19 protein-coding genes are annotated in these 18368 nt (G+C 38.3%); 8 read left to right on the forward strand and 11 right to left on the reverse strand.

Translation table 11 applies throughout. The features are described from left to right. Positions 1-69 precede the first annotated feature (69 nt). The 3 genes from secG to hisE all read left to right on the forward strand — a co-directional run bounded on the left by secG (position 70) and on the right by hisE (position 1881). A complete protein-coding gene (gene secG, locus Q0954_RS03415) occupies positions 70-435 on the forward strand; it encodes a preprotein translocase subunit SecG (RefSeq protein ID WP_299453633.1) in 366 nt (121 codons plus the stop codon). 166 nt (positions 436-601) lie between these two features. Continuing rightward, complete coding sequence (locus Q0954_RS03420; protein WP_299453634.1) at positions 602-1504, forward strand: hemin ABC transporter substrate-binding protein; 903 nt, start codon at positions 602-604, stop codon at positions 1502-1504. A gap of 80 nt (positions 1505-1584) precedes the next feature. Continuing rightward, entirely contained in the window at positions 1585-1881 is a 297-nt protein-coding gene (gene hisE, locus Q0954_RS03425; RefSeq protein ID WP_299453636.1) for a phosphoribosyl-ATP diphosphatase, read from the forward strand. A 144-nt stretch (positions 1882-2025) separates the two neighbouring features. Here hisE and Q0954_RS03430 read toward each other — a convergent pair whose 3' ends face one another. Both Q0954_RS03430 and alr read right to left on the reverse strand, forming a co-directional pair. Next, the gene (locus Q0954_RS03430) at positions 2026-3096 is read right to left on the reverse strand and encodes an alanine/ornithine racemase family PLP-dependent enzyme (RefSeq protein ID WP_299453638.1); all 1071 of its coding nucleotides are present in this window, start codon (positions 3094-3096) and stop codon (positions 2026-2028) included. Between the two features lie 35 nt (positions 3097-3131). Further along, positions 3132-4283 (reverse strand): alanine racemase, encoded by a 1152-nt coding sequence (alr, locus tag Q0954_RS03435; RefSeq protein ID WP_299453642.1) that lies wholly within the window; start codon positions 4281-4283, stop codon positions 3132-3134. Between the two features lie 529 nt (positions 4284-4812). Between alr and Q0954_RS03440 the strand changes: the two genes are divergently transcribed. Next, a complete protein-coding gene (locus Q0954_RS03440) occupies positions 4813-6258 on the forward strand; it encodes a sodium:solute symporter (protein WP_299453644.1) in 1446 nt (481 codons plus the stop codon). Beyond that, on the forward strand, positions 6255-6713 hold the full coding sequence (locus tag Q0954_RS03445) for a GNAT family N-acetyltransferase (protein ID WP_299453646.1): 459 nt from the start codon (positions 6255-6257) through the stop codon (positions 6711-6713). The genes Q0954_RS03440 and Q0954_RS03445 overlap by 4 nt, the downstream gene beginning before the upstream one ends. A gap of 65 nt (positions 6714-6778) precedes the next feature. On the opposite strand, the gene Q0954_RS03450 is transcribed toward Q0954_RS03445, so the two are convergent. The 6 genes from Q0954_RS03450 to rfaE2 form a co-directional block, all read right to left on the reverse strand. Next, positions 6779-7672, reverse strand: coding sequence for a D-alanyl-lipoteichoic acid biosynthesis protein DltD (locus tag Q0954_RS03450; protein WP_299453649.1), 894 nt, complete (start codon positions 7670-7672; stop codon positions 6779-6781). Positions 7673-7685: 13 nt separating this feature from the next. Beyond that, entirely contained in the window at positions 7686-9002 is a 1317-nt protein-coding gene (locus Q0954_RS03455; RefSeq protein ID WP_299453652.1) for an MBOAT family O-acyltransferase, read from the reverse strand. 237 nt (positions 9003-9239) lie between these two features. After that, on the reverse strand, positions 9240-10166 hold the full coding sequence (locus Q0954_RS03460) for an AraC family transcriptional regulator (protein ID WP_299453654.1): 927 nt from the start codon (positions 10164-10166) through the stop codon (positions 9240-9242). 154 nt (positions 10167-10320) lie between these two features. Next, positions 10321-11490 carry an acyl-CoA dehydrogenase family protein gene (locus Q0954_RS03465; protein ID WP_299453656.1) on the reverse strand — a complete coding sequence of 390 codons (1170 nt, stop codon included), beginning with the start codon at positions 11488-11490 and terminating at the stop codon, positions 10321-10323. A gap of 252 nt (positions 11491-11742) precedes the next feature. Further along, a complete protein-coding gene (locus Q0954_RS03470; RefSeq protein ID WP_299453659.1) occupies positions 11743-12432 on the reverse strand; it encodes a zinc metallopeptidase in 690 nt (229 codons plus the stop codon). 66 nt (positions 12433-12498) lie between these two features. Next, entirely contained in the window at positions 12499-12987 is a 489-nt protein-coding gene (rfaE2, locus tag Q0954_RS03475; protein ID WP_299453661.1) for a D-glycero-beta-D-manno-heptose 1-phosphate adenylyltransferase, read from the reverse strand. Between the two features lie 108 nt (positions 12988-13095). Between rfaE2 and Q0954_RS03480 the strand changes: the two genes are divergently transcribed. Beyond that, on the forward strand, positions 13096-13524 hold the full coding sequence (locus Q0954_RS03480) for a hypothetical protein (protein WP_299453663.1): 429 nt from the start codon (positions 13096-13098) through the stop codon (positions 13522-13524). 18 nt (positions 13525-13542) lie between these two features. Here the strand turns inward: Q0954_RS03480 and Q0954_RS03485 are convergent, their stop codons facing one another. The 3 genes from Q0954_RS03485 to panC all read right to left on the reverse strand — a co-directional run bounded on the left by Q0954_RS03485 (position 13543) and on the right by panC (position 16005). Continuing rightward, the gene (locus tag Q0954_RS03485; protein ID WP_299453666.1) at positions 13543-14598 is read right to left on the reverse strand and encodes a lysylphosphatidylglycerol synthase transmembrane domain-containing protein; all 1056 of its coding nucleotides are present in this window, start codon (positions 14596-14598) and stop codon (positions 13543-13545) included. Between the two features lie 27 nt (positions 14599-14625). After that, on the reverse strand, positions 14626-14994 hold the full coding sequence (gene panD, locus Q0954_RS03490) for an aspartate 1-decarboxylase (protein WP_299453670.1): 369 nt from the start codon (positions 14992-14994) through the stop codon (positions 14626-14628). Between the two features lie 150 nt (positions 14995-15144). After that, positions 15145-16005: a pantoate--beta-alanine ligase gene (gene panC / locus Q0954_RS03495; protein WP_299453672.1), complete on the reverse strand. Its 861-nt coding sequence runs from the start codon at positions 16003-16005 to the stop codon at positions 15145-15147. 134 nt (positions 16006-16139) lie between these two features. Between panC and Q0954_RS03500 the strand changes: the two genes are divergently transcribed. Both Q0954_RS03500 and Q0954_RS03505 read left to right on the forward strand, forming a co-directional pair. Beyond that, complete coding sequence (locus Q0954_RS03500) at positions 16140-16958, forward strand: glycogen/starch synthase (protein ID WP_002704102.1); 819 nt, start codon at positions 16140-16142, stop codon at positions 16956-16958. Beyond that, entirely contained in the window at positions 16936-18333 is a 1398-nt protein-coding gene (locus Q0954_RS03505; RefSeq protein WP_299453678.1) for a DUF4270 family protein, read from the forward strand. The genes Q0954_RS03500 and Q0954_RS03505 overlap by 23 nt, the downstream gene beginning before the upstream one ends. Positions 18334-18368: the final 35 nt, after the last annotated feature.

Below are 18368 nucleotides of genomic sequence, written 5' to 3' on the forward strand. Positions count from 1 at the left end.
TATTTATTTGTTTTTAATAATTAGAAAACCTTAACTTTGCAGCCCTAAACTAAGAAAATTGCGGAAAGTATGTATAACATAATAATCGTCTTAATCATCGTTGTTGCCGTATTGTTGGTATTAGTAGTATTGGCACAAAACTCTAAAGGTGGCGGATTGAACAGCTCGTTTGGTGGTAGCTCAAGCCCAATGATTGGAGTAAAAAAAACAGGAGACTTGCTGGAAAAAGTTACTTGGGGGTTTGCTGTGGCATTGTTTGTACTAGTATTAATTACTAAAATACCTGCAATTAGTGGAAAAGGTGGAAGCTCAGGAGACGAAAATCCAGAAGGCATTGAAGCTGGTGTTCCAGTGAATACCCCTAAAAAAACTACCCCATCTAACAAAACTACCAAACCTGCTGAAGGCACCAACAAGCCTGCTGACAAGAAATAATCCCAATAATTAATCGGCAGTATCGCCCATCACAAAAAATTAGACTGGAAGTGTAATTCGTTACACTTCCTTTTTTTATGCCCAACAAAGTAATGCACATGTGCGGTCAGTTTCAGAATATTTGTTAATATTGAACAAACGAACAACCCAAAACTTACTTTGTTATATGCTATCCAGAAAACTTATACTTATCCCTTTGTTAATGGTGGCTTTTGCGTGTACAAAAGACCAGTCAAAACAAGCCGGTGACTCTACCAAAGTAATCAACAAGAAAGACACAGCAAAAAAAGTCAAATTACCACCCCAAAAAAATTATAAAAGAATTGTCACTATAGGCAAAAGCATTACCCAAATCGTATTTGAACTGGGAGTGGGCAACAAAGTAGTAGCAGTAGACAGACGTACTTCGCACGATTCGTTGCCGCAGGTAGGCTATGGACGGGTGCTCAGAAGCAAACTGGTAATGAAACACGAACCCGACCTCGTGTTGTCAGACATCAAAGGTAGTCCGGAAGAAAAAATGAATAACATTTTGGCAGAAGGTGTAGATTATGTGCGATACAACAACCCACCCAACATCGATTCTACCAAGGCATTGGTCAAAAAAATTGCGCTAAGACTAAATAAGAAAACTGCCGGAGAAAAGATTATACAACGCCTGGACAGCACTTTGCGACTGATTCCGACGATGAAAAAAAATCGTAAGGATACCGTAAAAGTAATGTATGTGCTGGCACGAGGTACCAATATACTGGTAGCAGGTCACAAAACAGCGGGAGAAGCTATCATTCAATTGGCTATAGCCAAAAATGCAGCCGATGTACTTGCCATTGAAGGAATGCGTAGACTTACCCCCGTAATGATGCAACAAGCCAACCCCGACTATATACTCATGAGCAATAAAAGCTGGGACAGTATTGGCGATAAGATGTTTGAAATGCCCGTATTGTTCGATTCCAGAGCAAGGCGAATGGGGCGCATTATTCACCTCGACGAAGAGGCACTGCTGGGCTTTGGGCTTGACGCTCCACAAACGGCCATAGAACTGTGTAAAAAGCTATATCAATAATTAGTGCCGAAAACTTAGTTAAATCCTGCTTTTTTATACATTTGCAAAGCATTTTTGAATTAATTAAATCATACATAAAAATGAATAACGAGCAGAGTTTGGCATTTTTGAGCAAACTGGAAAAAGTCATCCAAGACCGTCTGCAAAACCCATCAGAAGGGTCTTATACCTCTAAAATAGCCCAAAAAGGAGTAAATAAAGTGGCACAAAAAGTAGGGGAAGAAGCTGTAGAAACAGTGATAGAAGCCATAAATGGTACTGAAGAGTTGCTCAAAGAAGAAGCCGCTGATTTGATTTACCACCTACTACTACTGCTCAACTATAAAGGGTTAGAACTCAAGGATATAGTAGAAGTCTTAGAAAAAAGGCATTCATAAGATGCTTTTCTGACAAAAGTGTTCACCAAAGGTGAGATGCTTAACATAAATTCAAAGAAAGGGCATTATTAGAGAGCTGTCAAAAAAAACCCCGTGCTATGATCAATAGACGGGGCTTTGTATAATATAACTTGTCCAAAATATTTACTCTACTACTTTTTCTATATAGTTAGAGTTGAGCAAGCCCAGTGCACCCATATATTTTAGTTTAAAGGCTACCAAGTCGCCTACTTTATAGTTTTTTTTATTGTCCTTTAAGTCAAGTATCAACATGTCAGAACTGGCGCCTACCACCTCCAGGCCTTTGTCTTGTGGAATCAAAAAATCGGGATTAATGTCAAGCAAACCAACGTCTAGGATACCCCTAAAAGTAGTGCGCCCAAAATCCTCTTCATTTAATTCAAATACTTCACCACTGGGGTTTTCGGCAAGCACTCCGGCAGGTACTATCGGCTTTTCGTTTACTTCTATAATCTCGGCAAACAGCTCCAATACATCAGTTTCCATGCCGTCTATAATCGAGTTATCAAACAAATTGTTTCCCCAAAACAACGCCTCTCCCAAACGAAAGTGATTGACACCATCAGGTAATTGTTTGTGTAATAGTAAGGGTAACGTAACGGTGGTTCCAGCAGATATAAAGGGGATTTGTCGCTTAAATTTCAATTCAATAATTTGCTTGTAAAGGCTCAGCTGAATCAGTTTATCTTCTGAAGGCATTACTCCATGCAAACAATTCAAGTTGGTACCCAGCCCTACCACTTTGATATTAGGTAGTTGAAATATTTTTTCATAAAAATCAATAATCTCCTCCCTCATTACTCCTTCTCGCAAGTCACCCAACTCAAGCATAATCACTACCCGATGGGTTTTATCCTGGCGTTGGGCTTCTTCTGATAACAATTTAATTGTAAAGTATTCGGTATTAAGACTAACATCAGCATAAGTAACAATACTTTTAATGCTACGTTTTGCTGGCGGCTTAATATATACAGTAGTAATATCTTTGTTAATCTTCTTGATTAATTTAAGGTTACTGATACGTGAGTCACACAACTCTGTTATTCCGAGGTTTATTACCTCCTCGATGTATTTCTGATTACCACAAAGAAGCTTTGTAACAATGCCCCATTGAATATTCTGCTGACCGAATAAGCTTTGTAAAAATTGATAATTATGCTTTAACTTGTTTCTGTAAAGTTTTATAAATGCCATGTATCTGGTAATTGGTTAAAAATATATTCAATGCCCTAACTCACCACTTTACGTGGTATACTCATAGGCAATCTTGTCAAAAGCTCGTAGTTTAGTTGATTAGTAAATTCTCCGAAGGAAGCCACCGAAATACTCAAATCGCCCTGTGACCCTATCAATACTACTTCGTCACCCGGTTGAGCCTCAGGCGCTTCTGTAAGGTCTACCAAAATCAAATTCATATTTACTGTTCCTATCACACTTAGTTGTTTGCCACGGATAAGTACCCTTCCCTGGTTGCTCAGCAAACGGCTATAACCCTGAGCATAACCCACTGGCACCACTGCAATGCGTGAATCGGCAGCAGCCATGTAAGTAGTGCCATACCCTACAAACTCCCCTGTACTTACCTCTTTGGTTGACATAATGCTACTTTTCCAGTTTAGCACTCTGGCAAGTGGATCAGTTTTATCTTCTTTATTCTTAATATACTGAATGAGGGTTTCCTGGGTAGGAAAAAAACCATACTGCAGAATCCCTACTCTTACCATATCCATACGGGTTTGTGGATAAGATACCAACGCTGCAGAACAGGCTGTATGTTGATATTTAGGCGATATTTCGTGCCTGGATAACAACCTGGTTCGCCGTTTGTATTCGTGAATCTGGGATTTTACTCTGGCATAATTGGCAATACTCTCGGCACCCGCGTAGTGCGTACACACTCCCTCTAAGTGAAAACAATCAGGGTATTTCTTTAACAAGTCAATTGCCTTAAGTAGTTCATCTTCTTCCAGTCCTAAGCGATTCATACCTGTTTCGAGATGTAAATGAATGCGTACCTGCGCCTTGTTTTTAGCCGCAAGTTGCAAGGAAGTTTCGAGCCTGCCTAAATCAAAAATAAAAAGCTCTACATTATTTTCAATCGCCCACAATAGCTCTTCGTTGTCAATGTACCCCATAATCATGACTTTAGAGCCATGTTGCTGATTTTGCACCACTTGTAAGGCCTCATCTGCCGAAAACACACTAAAATGTCGTACTCCTGCCTTTTCAGCCATTGGCACAAACAAGTTTATACCATGCCCATAAGCATTGCCCTTAATTACCGAGGACATACGTACCCCATCGCCTGCCAGTTGCTTAATAAAATTGATATTTTTTTGTAATGCCGATTGGCTTAACTCTATAATGGATGTCTCAAACATTGGTTAATTACTGATTTGCAATAAATTATATATTATTCATCAAAACTATTTTGTCATTATACTCTAAAAATACTCCCTGAACATCACCAATTAAATATATATTATACAATGTAGGTTCATATTATTCGCCCAGGTCAACTTATGATAACTACACGGCGACTAATTAAAGTATTTTTTTTATTCTCTAATAAAAAGTTTTATTCCTACCCAGTTAACACGTGTTTATGAAAGCTTTACTAATAAACATAATAAGTCATCGATTGTTGGGTACTATGGATAGGGAAAAGGTGCAAAAATAGATTGACAGAATAGACAAACATTCACAGTCATCCTATACTTTAGATGATTGAGCAACTAAAATAAGTGGGTTTAGTTAAAAAAAAGCAACCAATAGATAAAAATAAATATGACAAAAGCAAGTAAACCTCTCTAAATCAGTCATTTTACAAGGTTTTCCGTCTAAAGCTTGCTTTTTCCGATCAAAAACCTAGACTGATGATCTTACACCAAATTTTAAAACACACTTATTATGCACATCGTAGACATCCTTATTTTTATAGTGTATTTACTCGGAATGTTGGGGATTGGCTGGTACTTTATGCGCCAAAATCAAAACAAGGAGGACTACTACGTGGGAGGTAGAAATATTGGCAGTTGGCACATAGGTTTGTCAGTAGTGGCAACTGACGTAGGTGGGGGCTTTTCTATTGGTTTAGGGGGATTGGGATTTGCTATGGGGTTAGCTGGTAGCTGGTTACTATTTACAGGGCTACTAGGTGCCTGGCTTGCGGCGGTTTTTCTTATTCCTAAAATCAAAAAACTGGAAGAAAATCACACATTTTACACCTTCCCTCAAATCTTTCAACATTTCTACAACCCTAAGGTGGCACTCATTGCGGGTATTATTTCAGGTATTGGTTACATAGGCTTTACCAGTTCACAAATTCTGGCAGGAGCCAAACTAGCCTCTGCTACGGTCAAGTCTCTGGATATGACCACAGCCTTGATTATCATGGGCGTGGTAGTAGTGGTATATACCGTAATGGGTGGCATCAAAGCCGTCATTTACAGCGATACTATACAGTGGATCATATTGATGAGTGGGCTTATCTTTATTGGTATCCCTATTGCCATTTACAAGCTAGGTGGTTGGGCTAACATCCGGGCAGCATTGCCTGCCAGTTTCTTTGACATTACCAATGTATCGTTCATTCAAATCATCAACTGGGGCGTAAGTATCATTCCCATCTGGTTTGTAGGTATGACCCTCTACCAGCGTATTTATGCTTGTGCTGGAGAAAAACAAGCCAAAAAAGCCTGGTTTATTGCTGGCGTATTCGAGTATCCTATTATGGCATTTATGGGGGTCATGCTTGGTTTATTGTCACGAGTAGCCGCCGATGCAGGCATGTTTGCCTCTTTAGGCTACGAATCGGTAGCCAACCTTGACAAAGAGATGGGATTACCCTTACTTTTGCGTACCGTATTGCCTGTAGGCTTTTTAGGCATCATGCTTTCTGCCTACTTTTCGGCCATTATGTCTACCGCTGATAGTTGTCTCATGGCAGCTTCGGGCAATGTAGTTACCGATATTCTGGGGCGTTTTTTCAATTTTTCCGATCAAAAAATGTTGCGGGTATCACAGCTGGCTACGCTGGCTATAGGAGCTTTGGCTTTATTTCTGGCCACATTTATCCAAAACGTGCTCAGTCTTATGTTATACTCTTATTCCTTTATGGTATCAGGGTTGTTTGTACCTTTGTTGGGCGCTTTGTATTGGCGCAAAAGTCACCCCACTGCTGCTATTTGGGCCATGCTACTGGGCGGTATTACTACAGTGATTTTATCAATATTGGTTTCGGGCAAATACTTCTCGCTACCTTTGGGCTTAGACGCCAACATTTTCGGCATTAGTATGTCATTGATTACATTTATAACTTTATCAAACATTTTTCACAAAAAAAGAATCGTATGAGTTTTAAAACTGAAACATTAGAACCATCAAACAATCATTCTGAAACTATTTTAAACGATATTACTCAATTTTTATTCACTCACCTGGGCAAATATGGCGACCCTGCCAATGATATACGCAAAGCTATAAATTATGCCCTAAGCACCGAGCAAGGCAAAGGAGGCAGAGTATTGGCAATGCGCGATGAAGCTAAAGACAATCAAGTAATAGGGGCAGTAGTGCTCAACGAAACCGGAATGAAAGACTATATCCCCGAAAATATTTTGGTATACATTGCGGTACATGAGGGCTATCGGGGAGCTGGCATAGGTAAAAAACTGGTAGAAGCTGCACTCAAATCGGTCAATGGTTCGGTAGCGTTACACGTAGAACCTGACAACCCCGCCAAAAGGTTGTATGAACGCCTTGGATTTACCAACAAATATTTGGAAATGCGCTGGCAAGCTCAAGACTAAGATTTTGAAGTCACACCGACTTCCTCTTACTAAAAACAGGTGCCCAAATCCGGTACCTGTTTTTTTTATTGATGATTCAAACGAGTAAAAATTAAATTACTCAACACTTTTGCTCCTTGTTTGTTCAAATGATCTGGATCGTAAAACATTCCAGGCTCATCAAACTGTTGACTATAGTCCCAGTATTCAAAACTGCCTGACTTTTTCAATTCTGTAAGAGTTTTTTGAAATTGATGGAATACTTTAGAAGGTATTTTGGCAAAAAAACTAGGGTGCAATGGAAAGCCCACAAATATCAACCTGATCTGTTGTTGACTACAATAAGTCACTATTTTTTTGAGATAAGCCAGTTGTAACGAAGACAGTTGATAACGATAAGCACCAAACACTGTTTGTAATCGACGATGAATGTCTTGTGCTGTTACCTCTCCCCTGCTCTTATACCCCTTATAGCCACCTAATAAATTGGAAGCAACGGGCGACTTTAGCCTTGTTCCCAAAAAAGGAAACCACTGTTTGGCTCTAAACATTGCCCATTGCTCAAAAGGGCACGCTTGATGCAGCAATTGTTGTGTTTTTGGAGTGAGCAACTCATACAAGTAATTATACTGGGGTTCGCTCAGCAAACCGTTTTTCAGCGCATCATCATTATTTTTTTGCAGATGTTGCGGGTTCAACGCTACCAGCACAGTTTTAGGCATTAAAAGTTTGATTTTAAGATAAGTAAAAATAAATAATTCACTCGGAAAGGCCAGGTTGATCGCTTGGGTTTGATCGTTGGTATAACCACCAAAATGCATGTGCGAATTGCCCAGCAACAGTATTGGTTGCCTTTTAGTAATGACTAATTTTTGCGCAATTATTTGCTTGACCTTTTTTTGTTGCCACAAATACCACCCTTCTACTGCAAGCAATACCAATAGGAACAGGCTTATAGAAACTACTTTATTTTGTTGCATACCAATGCAAGTTCTAAAATTGGAAATAAATAAACTGTGCTCCCCGAAACACCCCAAAAAGCATAATCGCCCAGAATAAACCCGTTAATATGCCAAAGCGTACCCAATACCGCCAACCATTGTTTGAGGTTGTAGGAATAAACCATTTTTTTTGCTGCCCCCAATCAAGTAACACCAACACTACCGCAAAAAAACACCCCACTTTAGGAAAGGTTTCTAAGTCAAACGCACCTACTACCTGCACTATCCCCTCTCCTATTTGTCTGATTATTTCTATTGCCTGTGACACATTTTGCGCCCTAAATATGACAAACGCCAGTGCGACCCAATGAAATACCCAACATTGTTTCAAAAACCTTAAAACAGGATACTGAATGGTTGGCCTCAACCACGGACGCTCAGCCATTAACAGTGCTCCGTGCAAAGCTCCCCAGAGCACAAAAGTCCAGTTAGACCCGTGCCACAAACCACCCACAAGCATTGTAATCAATAAGTTACGATAAGTAAATAAAGTTGCCCAACGCTTGGATTGGCTACCACCCAAAGCAAAATATACATAGTCGCGGAGCCAAAACGACAATGAAATATGCCACCTACGCCAAAACTCTTGAAAAGAAGAAGCAAAATAAGGTTGTCGAAAGTTTTGATGCAAGCGTACACCCAACAACAAGGCAATGCCTAGGGCAATGTCAGAATACCCTGAAAAATCGGCATAAATCTGTATTGCAAAGGCATACATACCCCACAAATAGTCTACTACCTCTACCCGAATTTCAGGGTTAAAAACCTTCTCAACAAAAGGTGCAAGGTTATCAGCCACGACCATTTTTTTGAAAAAACCCAGTGTAATCCAATAGATGGCTTCTTGGCTAAACCTTAATTTAAGTTGGTTGAACTGAGGTAATAAATCGCAGGCACGTTCAATCGGACCAGCAATCAATTGTGGAAAAAAGCTTACGTATAAAGCAAGATTTATAATACTTTTTTCTGCATTTAGCCGACGATGGTACACATCTAAAGTATAACTAATTGTTTGAAAAGTATAAAAAGAGATACCAAGCGGTAATACAAGGTGCCAAGTAACCCAGGAAACCTCCACACCTAAAAGGTTTGCCAAAGACACTATATTGTCGCCAAAAAAGTTGGCATACTTAAAAAATACAAGTACGCCCAAGTTGAAAAAAAGACTAAGAAAAAGGTAGGTCTTACGGATTCTGCTTTGCGTAGCTCGCTCAATTTGACGAGCACAAATGTAGTCTAACAATGTAGAAGAAAGCAACAAAAAAACATACTCAAAACGCCAAAAGGCATAAAAAGTATAACTTGCCACTAACAAACCTTGCTTGCGGTAATTAGAAGGTAAGAGCTTGTATATCAGAAGAAAAACTCCAAAAAACAGCAGAAATGTAAATGAGTTAAAAAGCAAGTTGTCTTTTTTTAACTAAAAAGCTGAATATCTGCAATATTGGTTAAAAGGCATAAAAAAAGCTCCTAAAAAATTAGGAGCTTAATGTCTTTTTTGTGAAAGTTGGTGTTAGAAAATGATTCAATCACCCATTTCTTTAAATTATACATTCATCAATGAGTCACGGCGACGCATTTTTCCAGCAGGTATTCCAAACATCATTTTAAAACGACGGCAGAAATAAGCGGTATCTTTGTAACCTACCTCTGAACCGATCTCACGAATGCTCTTGTTAGAAGTACGCAACATGTGTACTGCTTTTTCCATTCGTTGGTACTCGATATAATCCTGGGGATTAATGCCAGTCAACATCTTAAAGTACTGCCCAACATAATCTTCAGAGACATTTGCTACACTAGCCAATACTTTGTTTGAAAGATCTCCACCTAAGTATTCTTTGATATAGTTGAATATATCTATCAAACGTGGGTCTTTGAAATAAGTACTGTTTGTGGCGAGTCGCTCTACAAACATGTTGTTTTTAAGAATATAACGGATAATCTCAACCGCAATTTGTTCTGTTTTAAGGTGAACCATACGGCTTTTACCCGGCATATCGCCTAAGCTTTCTACTACAACTTCTTTTACTATACGCGCCAATCCAGCGTTATTGCTTATAATAAAAGGAGGTATGTCTAATGAAGCAAAGAAACTGATAGAGTCAAAGACCTTTGATTCGAAAGCCACATAACTAAAAGATGTAGGTAGCTTGCCTACCAGTGTAGCATCTTCGTTGGCTTCAAAATACTGGTCTTTATTGCTTATAAATTCTTCGTTGTTGATAATGTTCTCTTCTGCATTGTTGCCATACCAGATAGTAGATTGCTTACCACCAGGAATAAACAGCATGTCTCCTTTTTCAACAACTTCGGTTCCGTCACCAAAAGATATTTCGCCATCATGAAGCAACAAAATATAATTTTCTACATCATAATGATTCTCCACTTTTGTAGATTGTAGGATTTTTATATTTTTACCTCTTCTGTACTTAACACCCAGTGACTCAATTATTTTATTGTAATCTTCCATTATCTTTAATAGTTTAACTCCCGAATTCAGAACGAGTTATATACTTGAGAATTGCACTAATCCAACTTCGCGTAAAGGTAAAAAATAAAGCGTATGCAAGCAAATGCACATACACTTTATTTTACATCAAGTATGTTTTAAGCTTAAAATGCGATTATTTCAAGATTCCACGCGAGATCACAATCTTCTGAACTTCAGAAGTTCCTTCGTAAATCTGTGTAATTTTCGCATCACGCATCAATCTTTCTACATGGTATTCTTTTACATAACCATAGCCTCCGTGTACCTGAACAGCCTCTACGGTGGTTTCCATTGCTACTTTTGAAGCAAACAACTTAGCCATTGCACTCAATTGTGCATAGTCTTGTCCCATATCTTTGGCACGGGCAGCTTTTAGTACAAGCAAGCGGGCAGCTTCTATGTTGGTAGCCATATCAGCCAATTTAAAAGCAATTGCCTGGTGTTGATGAATAGGTTTACCAAAAGCCTTTCTCTCTTGTGCATATTTAAGGGAAAGCTCATAAGCTCCTGAGGCAATTCCCAAAGCTTGTGCAGCAATACCAATGCGCCCACCATTGAGGGTTTTCATAGCAAATCTAAACCCAAAGCCATCATCTCCAATACGGTTCTCTTTAGGCACTTTTACATCAGTAAACATCAACGAATGTGTATCAGAGCTACGAATCCCCAACTTATCTTCTTTTTTACCCACTACAAATCCTTCCATCCCCTTTTCTACAATCAGCACATTGATGCCTTTTTGTCCTTTTTCGGGATAAGTTTGAGCAATCACCAGATAGATATCGGCAATACTTCCATTGGTAATCCAGTTTTTGGTACCGTTCAACAAATAATAATCACCTTTGTCTTCGGCAGTTGTACGTTGCGAGGTAGCATCAGAACCAGCTTCAGGCTCTGACAAACAAAAAGCACCAATTTTTTTACCTGATGCTAAAGGCTTCAGGTATTTTTCTTTTTGTTCCTCACTTCCATAAGCTTCTAATCCCCAACATACCAGTGAATTGTTCACAGACATAGCTACTGAGGCAGAAGCATCAATCTTTGATATTTCTTCAATGGCTAACACATAAGATACAGTGTCCATTCCTGCACCTCCGTATGTTTCGTCTACCATCATTCCCATAAAACCTAGCTCTCCCATTTCTTTGAGTTCGGCAAGTGCAGGGGTTTGGTTGGTATCGCGTTCTATCACACCAGGCAAAAGCTTGGTTTGGGCAAAATCACGGGCAGCATCTCTTACTTCTATATGTTCTTCAGTCAAATAATCAGGTGACTGGGTCGGAATTGAAATCGTATCAGGCATAGAAAATATTAGTATTGTTATATTTTAATGTTATGCAAACATACGATTAATGACCAATAAAAAAAAGCCTGACCACGAATGTATCAGACTTTATACATAAGCTACTACAAGTAGCTTCGCTTAAAATATTGGCAATGAATAGGTTATTCTTTTAGCTCTCACCTTTTAAAGCTTAGAAAATATTTCATTTTGTATTTTTTAAAGAATAATTTTATAGCAAAAAACATATAAATAAAATACAATAAGGTAAAACTAGTCGCTGGCAACCATCTGAAATACATAATATAACAAGAAAGTAAGCGAAGCCAACGCTCCTACTACATAGGTCATAGCAGCCCAGTGTAGGGCATCTTTTGCCATTGCCTGCTCACTGGTAGTCACAATTTTATGATCTTCTATCCAGGCGAGTGCGCGCTTGCTTGCGTCAAACTCTACTGGTAAAGTAATAAAACTAAATAAGGTAATCACAGCATAAGAAGCTACTATAATAGCAAGCACTGTTTGGTAACTAAATAAGTTAAAAACAATGCCTCCGAAAAAGCTTAATATAAAAATTGTGTTCAAAATAGTAGAGCTTGCGTTTTGAACAGGTACCAACATAGAGCGAATTTCGAGCATACTATACGCTTGTGCATGCTGTACTGCATGCCCGGTTTCGTGTGCTGCTACTGCGGCAGCGGCCGCTGAAGCTCCGTGAAACACTTCTTCGCTTAATGCAATGGTTTTAGTGCCAGGGTTATAGTGATCGCTTAGTTTACCTTCTACAGATACTATCTCAACATCGTATATCCGGTGATCCTCTAACATCTTTTGAGCTACCTGAGCCCCTGTAAGACCCGATACGAGCGTTTCTTGTGAATACTCTCTGAACTTTGATTTCAGACGATTTTGCACTAAAAAACTAATGAGTAAGAAAACAACAAAAATGATTACAAATGCCATATACAACTTTATTTAAATGATAATTTAAGTTTGACGCTTTAGTTATACGAAAAATCTCATTTTGAGTTACTGATGTACTTTAAGGATTTTCTCAATGATACTTGACGTAGAGTAACCTTCTACCAACTCAATGGTTTCTACGCTTCCACCATTGGCCAGCACCACATCAGCCCCTACAATATTTTCTATTGCATAGTCATTGCCTTTGGTAAGCATATCAGGCAATAATGTTTTGATCAATTGCAAAGGGGTATCATCACCAAAAAGCACCACTGCATCTACAAACTCAAGTGCAGCAAGCAGTCTTGCTCTGGCTATTTGAGGAATAATTGGACGAGCGCTACCCTTGAGTCGCTTGATGGAGTCATCGGTGTTTAGTCCTACCACTAGTTTATGCCCTAATTGTCGGGCTTTTTCAAGGTAATCGAGGTGCCCCAGATGAACAATATCAAAACAACCATTGGTAAATACAACTTTATTACCAGCTGTTTTCCAAGTACTTATCACGGGCAACAACACTTGTTCAGAAGCGTATATTTTATCAGATGTAGGCATTTATTGTCAAGCTTTAGTAAATCTTTTCAGTATTTTAAAAACAAATTTACACTGAATCGTTCAAACAAATATGAATATCTACTTACGAATTATTAAAAATATTGAATTATGCATGCACCAACAACTGAACTAGTTCTCTTAGAAAACTTTAAAACCGCTAAAATATACCTGGAAGAAGAAAAAAATGCCCTCATTGTAACTATCACCCGCTCTTATATCCCTATGAATGAGTTCAAGGAAATATTCAATAAGGCTTATGAGTTTATTCCTTTGTACTCGATAAACAAGCTCATATTTGATAAAAGAAAATTAATGGTTTTTCACCAACCTTCTATGGAGTGGTATTTTGTTGAATGGAAAGAAAAAGCTTTTAATATGGGGCTAAACACCATCAGAAAGGTATTACCTGATGATAAGATATTCAAACAAAGTGTGAAAATAGGTTGGTCTAAAATAGCAAATGAGCACCCCAACGCCAAATTTCATCAAATGAACATTGCCTACGTTCATTCAATAGAACAAGCACTCAATGACTAGAAAAAAAGAAAGCGGTTATTATACCGCTTTTATTTTTTCCTCTGTCATATCTTCTTCAGGTAAAGCTTGTGCGTTTTGTCTTTTAGTCATGGCGGTGCTCAACCACAGGGCTATCCCACCAATCATAATGGTAACCAGTGTTTGCGCAGCATGCATAAAAGTAACAATACTCAAAACTTCGTCTTTTTGTGGGTGCTTACTTGCCAGATAATACATTAATACGGGGGTAATCAAAATATGGTAGGCACCTATGCCTCCTTGAACTGGAGCAGCCATCCCTATTCCCCCCACTACCAACACCGTAAAACCTACCCAAGGACTAAGGTCTGATGTAATTGGAAAACATTGAAACAACACAAACGCCATCAAATAATACATTGCCCAAATACCAATGGTATGGAACCAGAAGGCTCCTTGGTTTTTTACTTTTAAAATACTTACAACTCCTTCAAGAACTTTCTTGACAATGTCCATCCCTTTAGCATACAAAAGTGATTGCTGTATTTTTTGTTTAAAGCGAAAAAACACCAAGACTGTGAGTAACAGTAAGCCCACCCCGGCAATAACAATTAAATAGAACTTACTTTGTAAACCTGATAGCTTGGAGCTAAAAGTACTGGTAATAATTTGTGTTATCTGATCAACTTCTACGGCGAGCAACATAACAATTAAAGTACCCAATATCAGTACATCAATGATACGCTCTAATACAATGGTACCAAATGCTTTTGTAGCAGGTATACGTTCCATTTTCTGTAATAAACCACTTCTTGCTACTTCTCCTCCACGGGGTACCACTAGATTGATAAAATAGCCTGACATCACGGCAAGAAAAGAAGTATAAAGAGAAGGAGCATACCCCAATGGTTTGAGTATAATATTCCAACGATGAGCGCGCATGAGGTGACTTGTGAAAGTCAAAACGGCAGATAAAACCACCCACCTGTAATCAGCTTTTTTGAAAGCCTCAGTAATTAGTTGAAAGTTAAAATCCTGGAATAGGTAAAGTAATAAAGCTGTAGCTATTGCCAGAGATATTACATATTGCAAAACTTTACGAACAGTTGCGCTCATTGGAAAATATTCAAGTAATGTATGTTATTATAAAGAAGCTAGTGAGGTATTAATCACTTGATTGTTTTCATCAGGAAATATCACCCTTGGCTCATACTTTTTAGCTTCTTCTATTTCCATCATTGCGTAGGCAATAATAATAATCAAGTCGCCCACTTGTACTTTTCGGGCAGCTGCTCCATTCAAGCAAATCTGCCCTGAGCCACGCTCTCCCTTAATTACATAAGTCTCTAGTCGTTCACCATTGTTAATATCAACAACCTGTACTTTTTGATTTTCAAATAACCCAGCAGCATCCATTAAATCTTCATCAATAGTAATGCTTCCTACATAATGCAATTCAGCTTGAGTTACTTTTGCTCTATGTATTTTTGAATGTAAAACTTCTACCAACATTATAAATATTCTTAGTTTCGAAATATTGGAGGCAAAAATATTAAAAAAATGTTACTAAATACTACCTTCCAAAACCAAGAAACCAAATGAAGTAGCGACACACACAATCATATTGTTTTTTGTAGTGCTCTGATAGAACTATTCTAAGACTTAAAAGATGCCCTTTTTATCAAATAAAAATACATTATCAATCAAACGTACATCGCCCAAAAATGCTGCAATACACAAAGACACTTGAAAAGTATCACTTACTGAATCTACAGCTTCCAGAGTTGCACTTTTCACTACTTCAAAGTATTCTAACTGTAAATCATTCAAATCATTGAAAAAATTTTGTATTGTTTGCTTAGTTTTACTCACACCATACCCCTCAAGCAAAGAGTGTCTTGCCAACATCAAGGCTTCATATAATTTGCTGGCTATCGGGCGTTGTGAAGCTGTTAATCTCAAATTACGCGATGACATGGCTAAACCATCATCTTCGCGTACAATAGGACAACAAACCACCTCAAGGTCAAATAACAGGTCTTGTACCAACTGACGAATAATTATAAATTGCTGCAAGTCCTTTTGCCCAAAGTATGCCCGGTGAGGCTTTATTAAGTGAAATAGTTTAGAAACGATCAAAGCTACCCCATTGAAATGTCCAGCGCGGTGCTCACCCTCCATTGTTTGTTCAAGGTGCCCAAAACTAAAAGAAGTTTGCGCAGGAGCAGGGTACATAGTGTGGGCATTGGGCAAAAAAAGTATATCGCAATGGTGGGCCTTCAGAAGTTTTTTATCTTCTTTGATAGTTTTAGGATAATTTTTGAGGTCTTCTACGTTATTAAACTGGGTAGGATTTACAAAAATACTGCAAACTACTACATCATTATCTGCTTTAGCCCGATCGATAAGCGACAAATGTCCCTGATGCAAAGCCCCCATAGTAGGTACAAAACCAATGCTGTACTGCTGCTTCTCGACCTTCAGATGGTTTTTTAGATCAATAATATCTTCAAAAATAAACATGTTTTAATGCAATTCTAAGTCAAATGATCACAATATTAAAGCATTTTGTCTTTAAAAATTGAAATCTGCTATATTTTTTGTAAATTTGCACGCCCATTTTTTTATTTTACCTCATTTCAATTAAGATTTTTGATATGCAAAAGACTCGAGTATTATATGTTGCCAGTGAGATTAACCCTTTCCTTGAAACATCTCAAGTAGCTGATTTTGTTAGGCGGTTACCGCAAGCCATGCAAGAGCGAGGGATGGAAATCAGGATATTGGTTCCTCGTTTTGGTTTGATTAATGAAAGAAAAAATCGTTTGCATGAGGTGGTAAGGCTATCAGGAATCAATATTACGGTAGGTGAAGAGGAAAAGCCACTAGTGATTAAGGTAGCGTCTATACCCAATGCCAAGCTTCAGGTATATTTTATTGACAATGAAGATTACTTCCACCGTAAGTCTGTTTTCTTAGATAAAGAAGATAATTTTTACGAAGACAACGATGAGCGAGCCATTTTCTTCTGTAAAGGCGTATTGGAGACAGTGAAAAAGTTAGGCTGGGCACCAGACATTGTTCACTGTAATGATTGGATCACAGGGTTGATTCCTATGTACTTAAAAACTACATATAAGAATGACCCGGTATTCAAAAACTCCAAATCTATTTTTACCATTTACAATAATTACTTTGAGTATAAATTTGACAAAAATTTGTTAAACAAAGTAAAAATGGTAGATATTGAGGACGACATGCTAACTTCCATGCAATCTACCGACTTTGACGGTTTTGTTAAAGTAGGTATTGAGTATGCAGACGCTGTCATTAAAGCCGAGGAATCTTACAGTGAGAGCCTCAACAAACTTTTCACCGAGTTTGAACAAGACAAAAAAATCGATTCTATCGAAGCAGATGAAAATTTATCGGATTCATATTATAACCTTTACAATGAACTGGTCGGAGTTAATTAAGAGACGCGCGAATTTATTATTACTTATCACCACTTTTTTTATTTCTTGTGAAAGTCCAAAAAATATAGGATTAGATCATCCAAACCCCAATGGTTCAATTGGGGTTTTTTTTGAGGATAGTTTTGACCTACAACCCAAAACAGTGTTGCTTGACAGTATGCCTACCTCAGGTAGCTATACAATGTTAGTGGGCGAACACTCAGATCCTGTGTTTGGAGACATAAAAGCCAACGCTTTTATGGATTTATCACCTTCTTTGCTTGTAGACTCTTCAAAAATCACCCTTACAGGTACCAATCAGGTTTTTCAAAGTCTTACCTTGAATTTAGCGCTTAATTATACCTATGGAGTAGACTTATCACAAACTGATGATCCACAAACAATTGAAGTTTATGAGTTAAAAGACACTATAGACCGAAGTAGAAGCTATACTAACGCGGATATTGTGGAATATGATGCCACTCGTTTGCTTGGTACAGTCACATTTAAACCCAAAGAGCTGCTAGACACCAAAGCTGGTGCATTAGGAGTTGAAATTACTGACACAGACTATCAGCAAAGAATTTTTAATGCTGCTTTGGGCAGAGCTACTGTAGACGAGTTTACCAACCAGGTAAAAGGGCTAGCTATAGTGTATAAATCTGGGAGCAGTAGTGTGGTTATAGGGTTCAATCGTACGCTCTCAAGTTTAAATATGGCATACTTGGCAGAGGTAGATCAAGTCATAAATAACCAAATCTACTCTGTATTTTTTGCCAATTCGTCTAATAGCAACTATCCAGCTTTCAATCAAATTCAATCAACCAATAAGCAAGGTGTACTTAGAGCTCTGAGTAACACCACCACTGAGGTAGAAGGTACTCCCACCTTGCACACTCAAGCAGGTACAGGAGTAGTGGCACGCATAGACTTGGTAGATGTGTTGAAGCTTAAACAAAAGGGAGAGGTGTCTATCAATAAAGCTGAATTAGTTTTTTCGCCATTGTTAGAGACTGTCAACAGTAAAGCACACCCTATACCTTCACACCTCATACTTATACAGGCCAATGGCAATAACTACAACAAATTGTCTAACGGGCTTTTTGACCTATGGATTAATGAAGAAGTGCCCAACCTTGACAACTTTGGACGCCACTTATCAGTGTATAACAGTGTATTTAAACACTACACCTATAACATTACCCAGCAATTACAGCAGGTATTGAATGGTTCACAAGGTACCCAGCTATTTGTAGTGCCCAGTGCCCTTACTAACGACAATGACATTACAGGAGCTATAGGAGGAGGAAGTGTTACCAGGTTAATGATTGATAATCAAGCCTCATCTAATCGTAAAATACAATTGAAAGTGTTTTATACAATTGTAAAACAATAACCCCAATTTTTAGAAGTTTATTCTAAAGCTGTTGG

The organism is uncultured Microscilla sp. (assembly GCF_947493425.1).
Lineage (GTDB): Bacteria > Bacteroidota > Bacteroidia > Cytophagales > Microscillaceae > Microscilla.

What these genes read in the sequence shown, in the direction of transcription:
- secG (WP_299453633.1), top strand. Translation starts at nt 70, where the DNA reads ATGTATAACATAATAATCGTCTTAATCATCGTTGTTGCCGTATTGTTG.
- Q0954_RS03420 (WP_299453634.1), top strand. Translation starts at nt 602, where the DNA reads ATGCTATCCAGAAAACTTATACTTATCCCTTTGTTAATGGTGGCTTTT.
- hisE (WP_299453636.1), top strand. Translation starts at nt 1,585, where the DNA reads ATGAATAACGAGCAGAGTTTGGCATTTTTGAGCAAACTGGAAAAAGTC.
- Q0954_RS03430 (WP_299453638.1), bottom strand. Translation starts at nt 3,096, where the DNA reads ATGGCATTTATAAAACTTTACAGAAACAAGTTAAAGCATAATTATCAA.
- alr (WP_299453642.1), bottom strand. Translation starts at nt 4,283, where the DNA reads ATGTTTGAGACATCCATTATAGAGTTAAGCCAATCGGCATTACAAAAA.
- Q0954_RS03440 (WP_299453644.1), top strand. Translation starts at nt 4,813, where the DNA reads ATGCACATCGTAGACATCCTTATTTTTATAGTGTATTTACTCGGAATG.
- Q0954_RS03445 (WP_299453646.1), top strand. Translation starts at nt 6,255, where the DNA reads ATGAGTTTTAAAACTGAAACATTAGAACCATCAAACAATCATTCTGAA.
- Q0954_RS03450 (WP_299453649.1), bottom strand. Translation starts at nt 7,672, where the DNA reads ATGCAACAAAATAAAGTAGTTTCTATAAGCCTGTTCCTATTGGTATTG.
- Q0954_RS03460 (WP_299453654.1), bottom strand. Translation starts at nt 10,166, where the DNA reads ATGGAAGATTACAATAAAATAATTGAGTCACTGGGTGTTAAGTACAGA.
- Q0954_RS03465 (WP_299453656.1), bottom strand. Translation starts at nt 11,490, where the DNA reads ATGCCTGATACGATTTCAATTCCGACCCAGTCACCTGATTATTTGACT.
- Q0954_RS03470 (WP_299453659.1), bottom strand. Translation starts at nt 12,432, where the DNA reads ATGGCATTTGTAATCATTTTTGTTGTTTTCTTACTCATTAGTTTTTTA.
- rfaE2 (WP_299453661.1), bottom strand. Translation starts at nt 12,987, where the DNA reads ATGCCTACATCTGATAAAATATACGCTTCTGAACAAGTGTTGTTGCCC.
- Q0954_RS03480 (WP_299453663.1), top strand. Translation starts at nt 13,096, where the DNA reads ATGCATGCACCAACAACTGAACTAGTTCTCTTAGAAAACTTTAAAACC.
- Q0954_RS03485 (WP_299453666.1), bottom strand. Translation starts at nt 14,598, where the DNA reads ATGAGCGCAACTGTTCGTAAAGTTTTGCAATATGTAATATCTCTGGCA.
- panD (WP_299453670.1), bottom strand. Translation starts at nt 14,994, where the DNA reads ATGTTGGTAGAAGTTTTACATTCAAAAATACATAGAGCAAAAGTAACT.
- panC (WP_299453672.1), bottom strand. Translation starts at nt 16,005, where the DNA reads ATGTTTATTTTTGAAGATATTATTGATCTAAAAAACCATCTGAAGGTC.
- Q0954_RS03500 (WP_002704102.1), top strand. Translation starts at nt 16,140, where the DNA reads ATGCAAAAGACTCGAGTATTATATGTTGCCAGTGAGATTAACCCTTTC.
- Q0954_RS03505 (WP_299453678.1), top strand. Translation starts at nt 16,936, where the DNA reads ATGAACTGGTCGGAGTTAATTAAGAGACGCGCGAATTTATTATTACTT.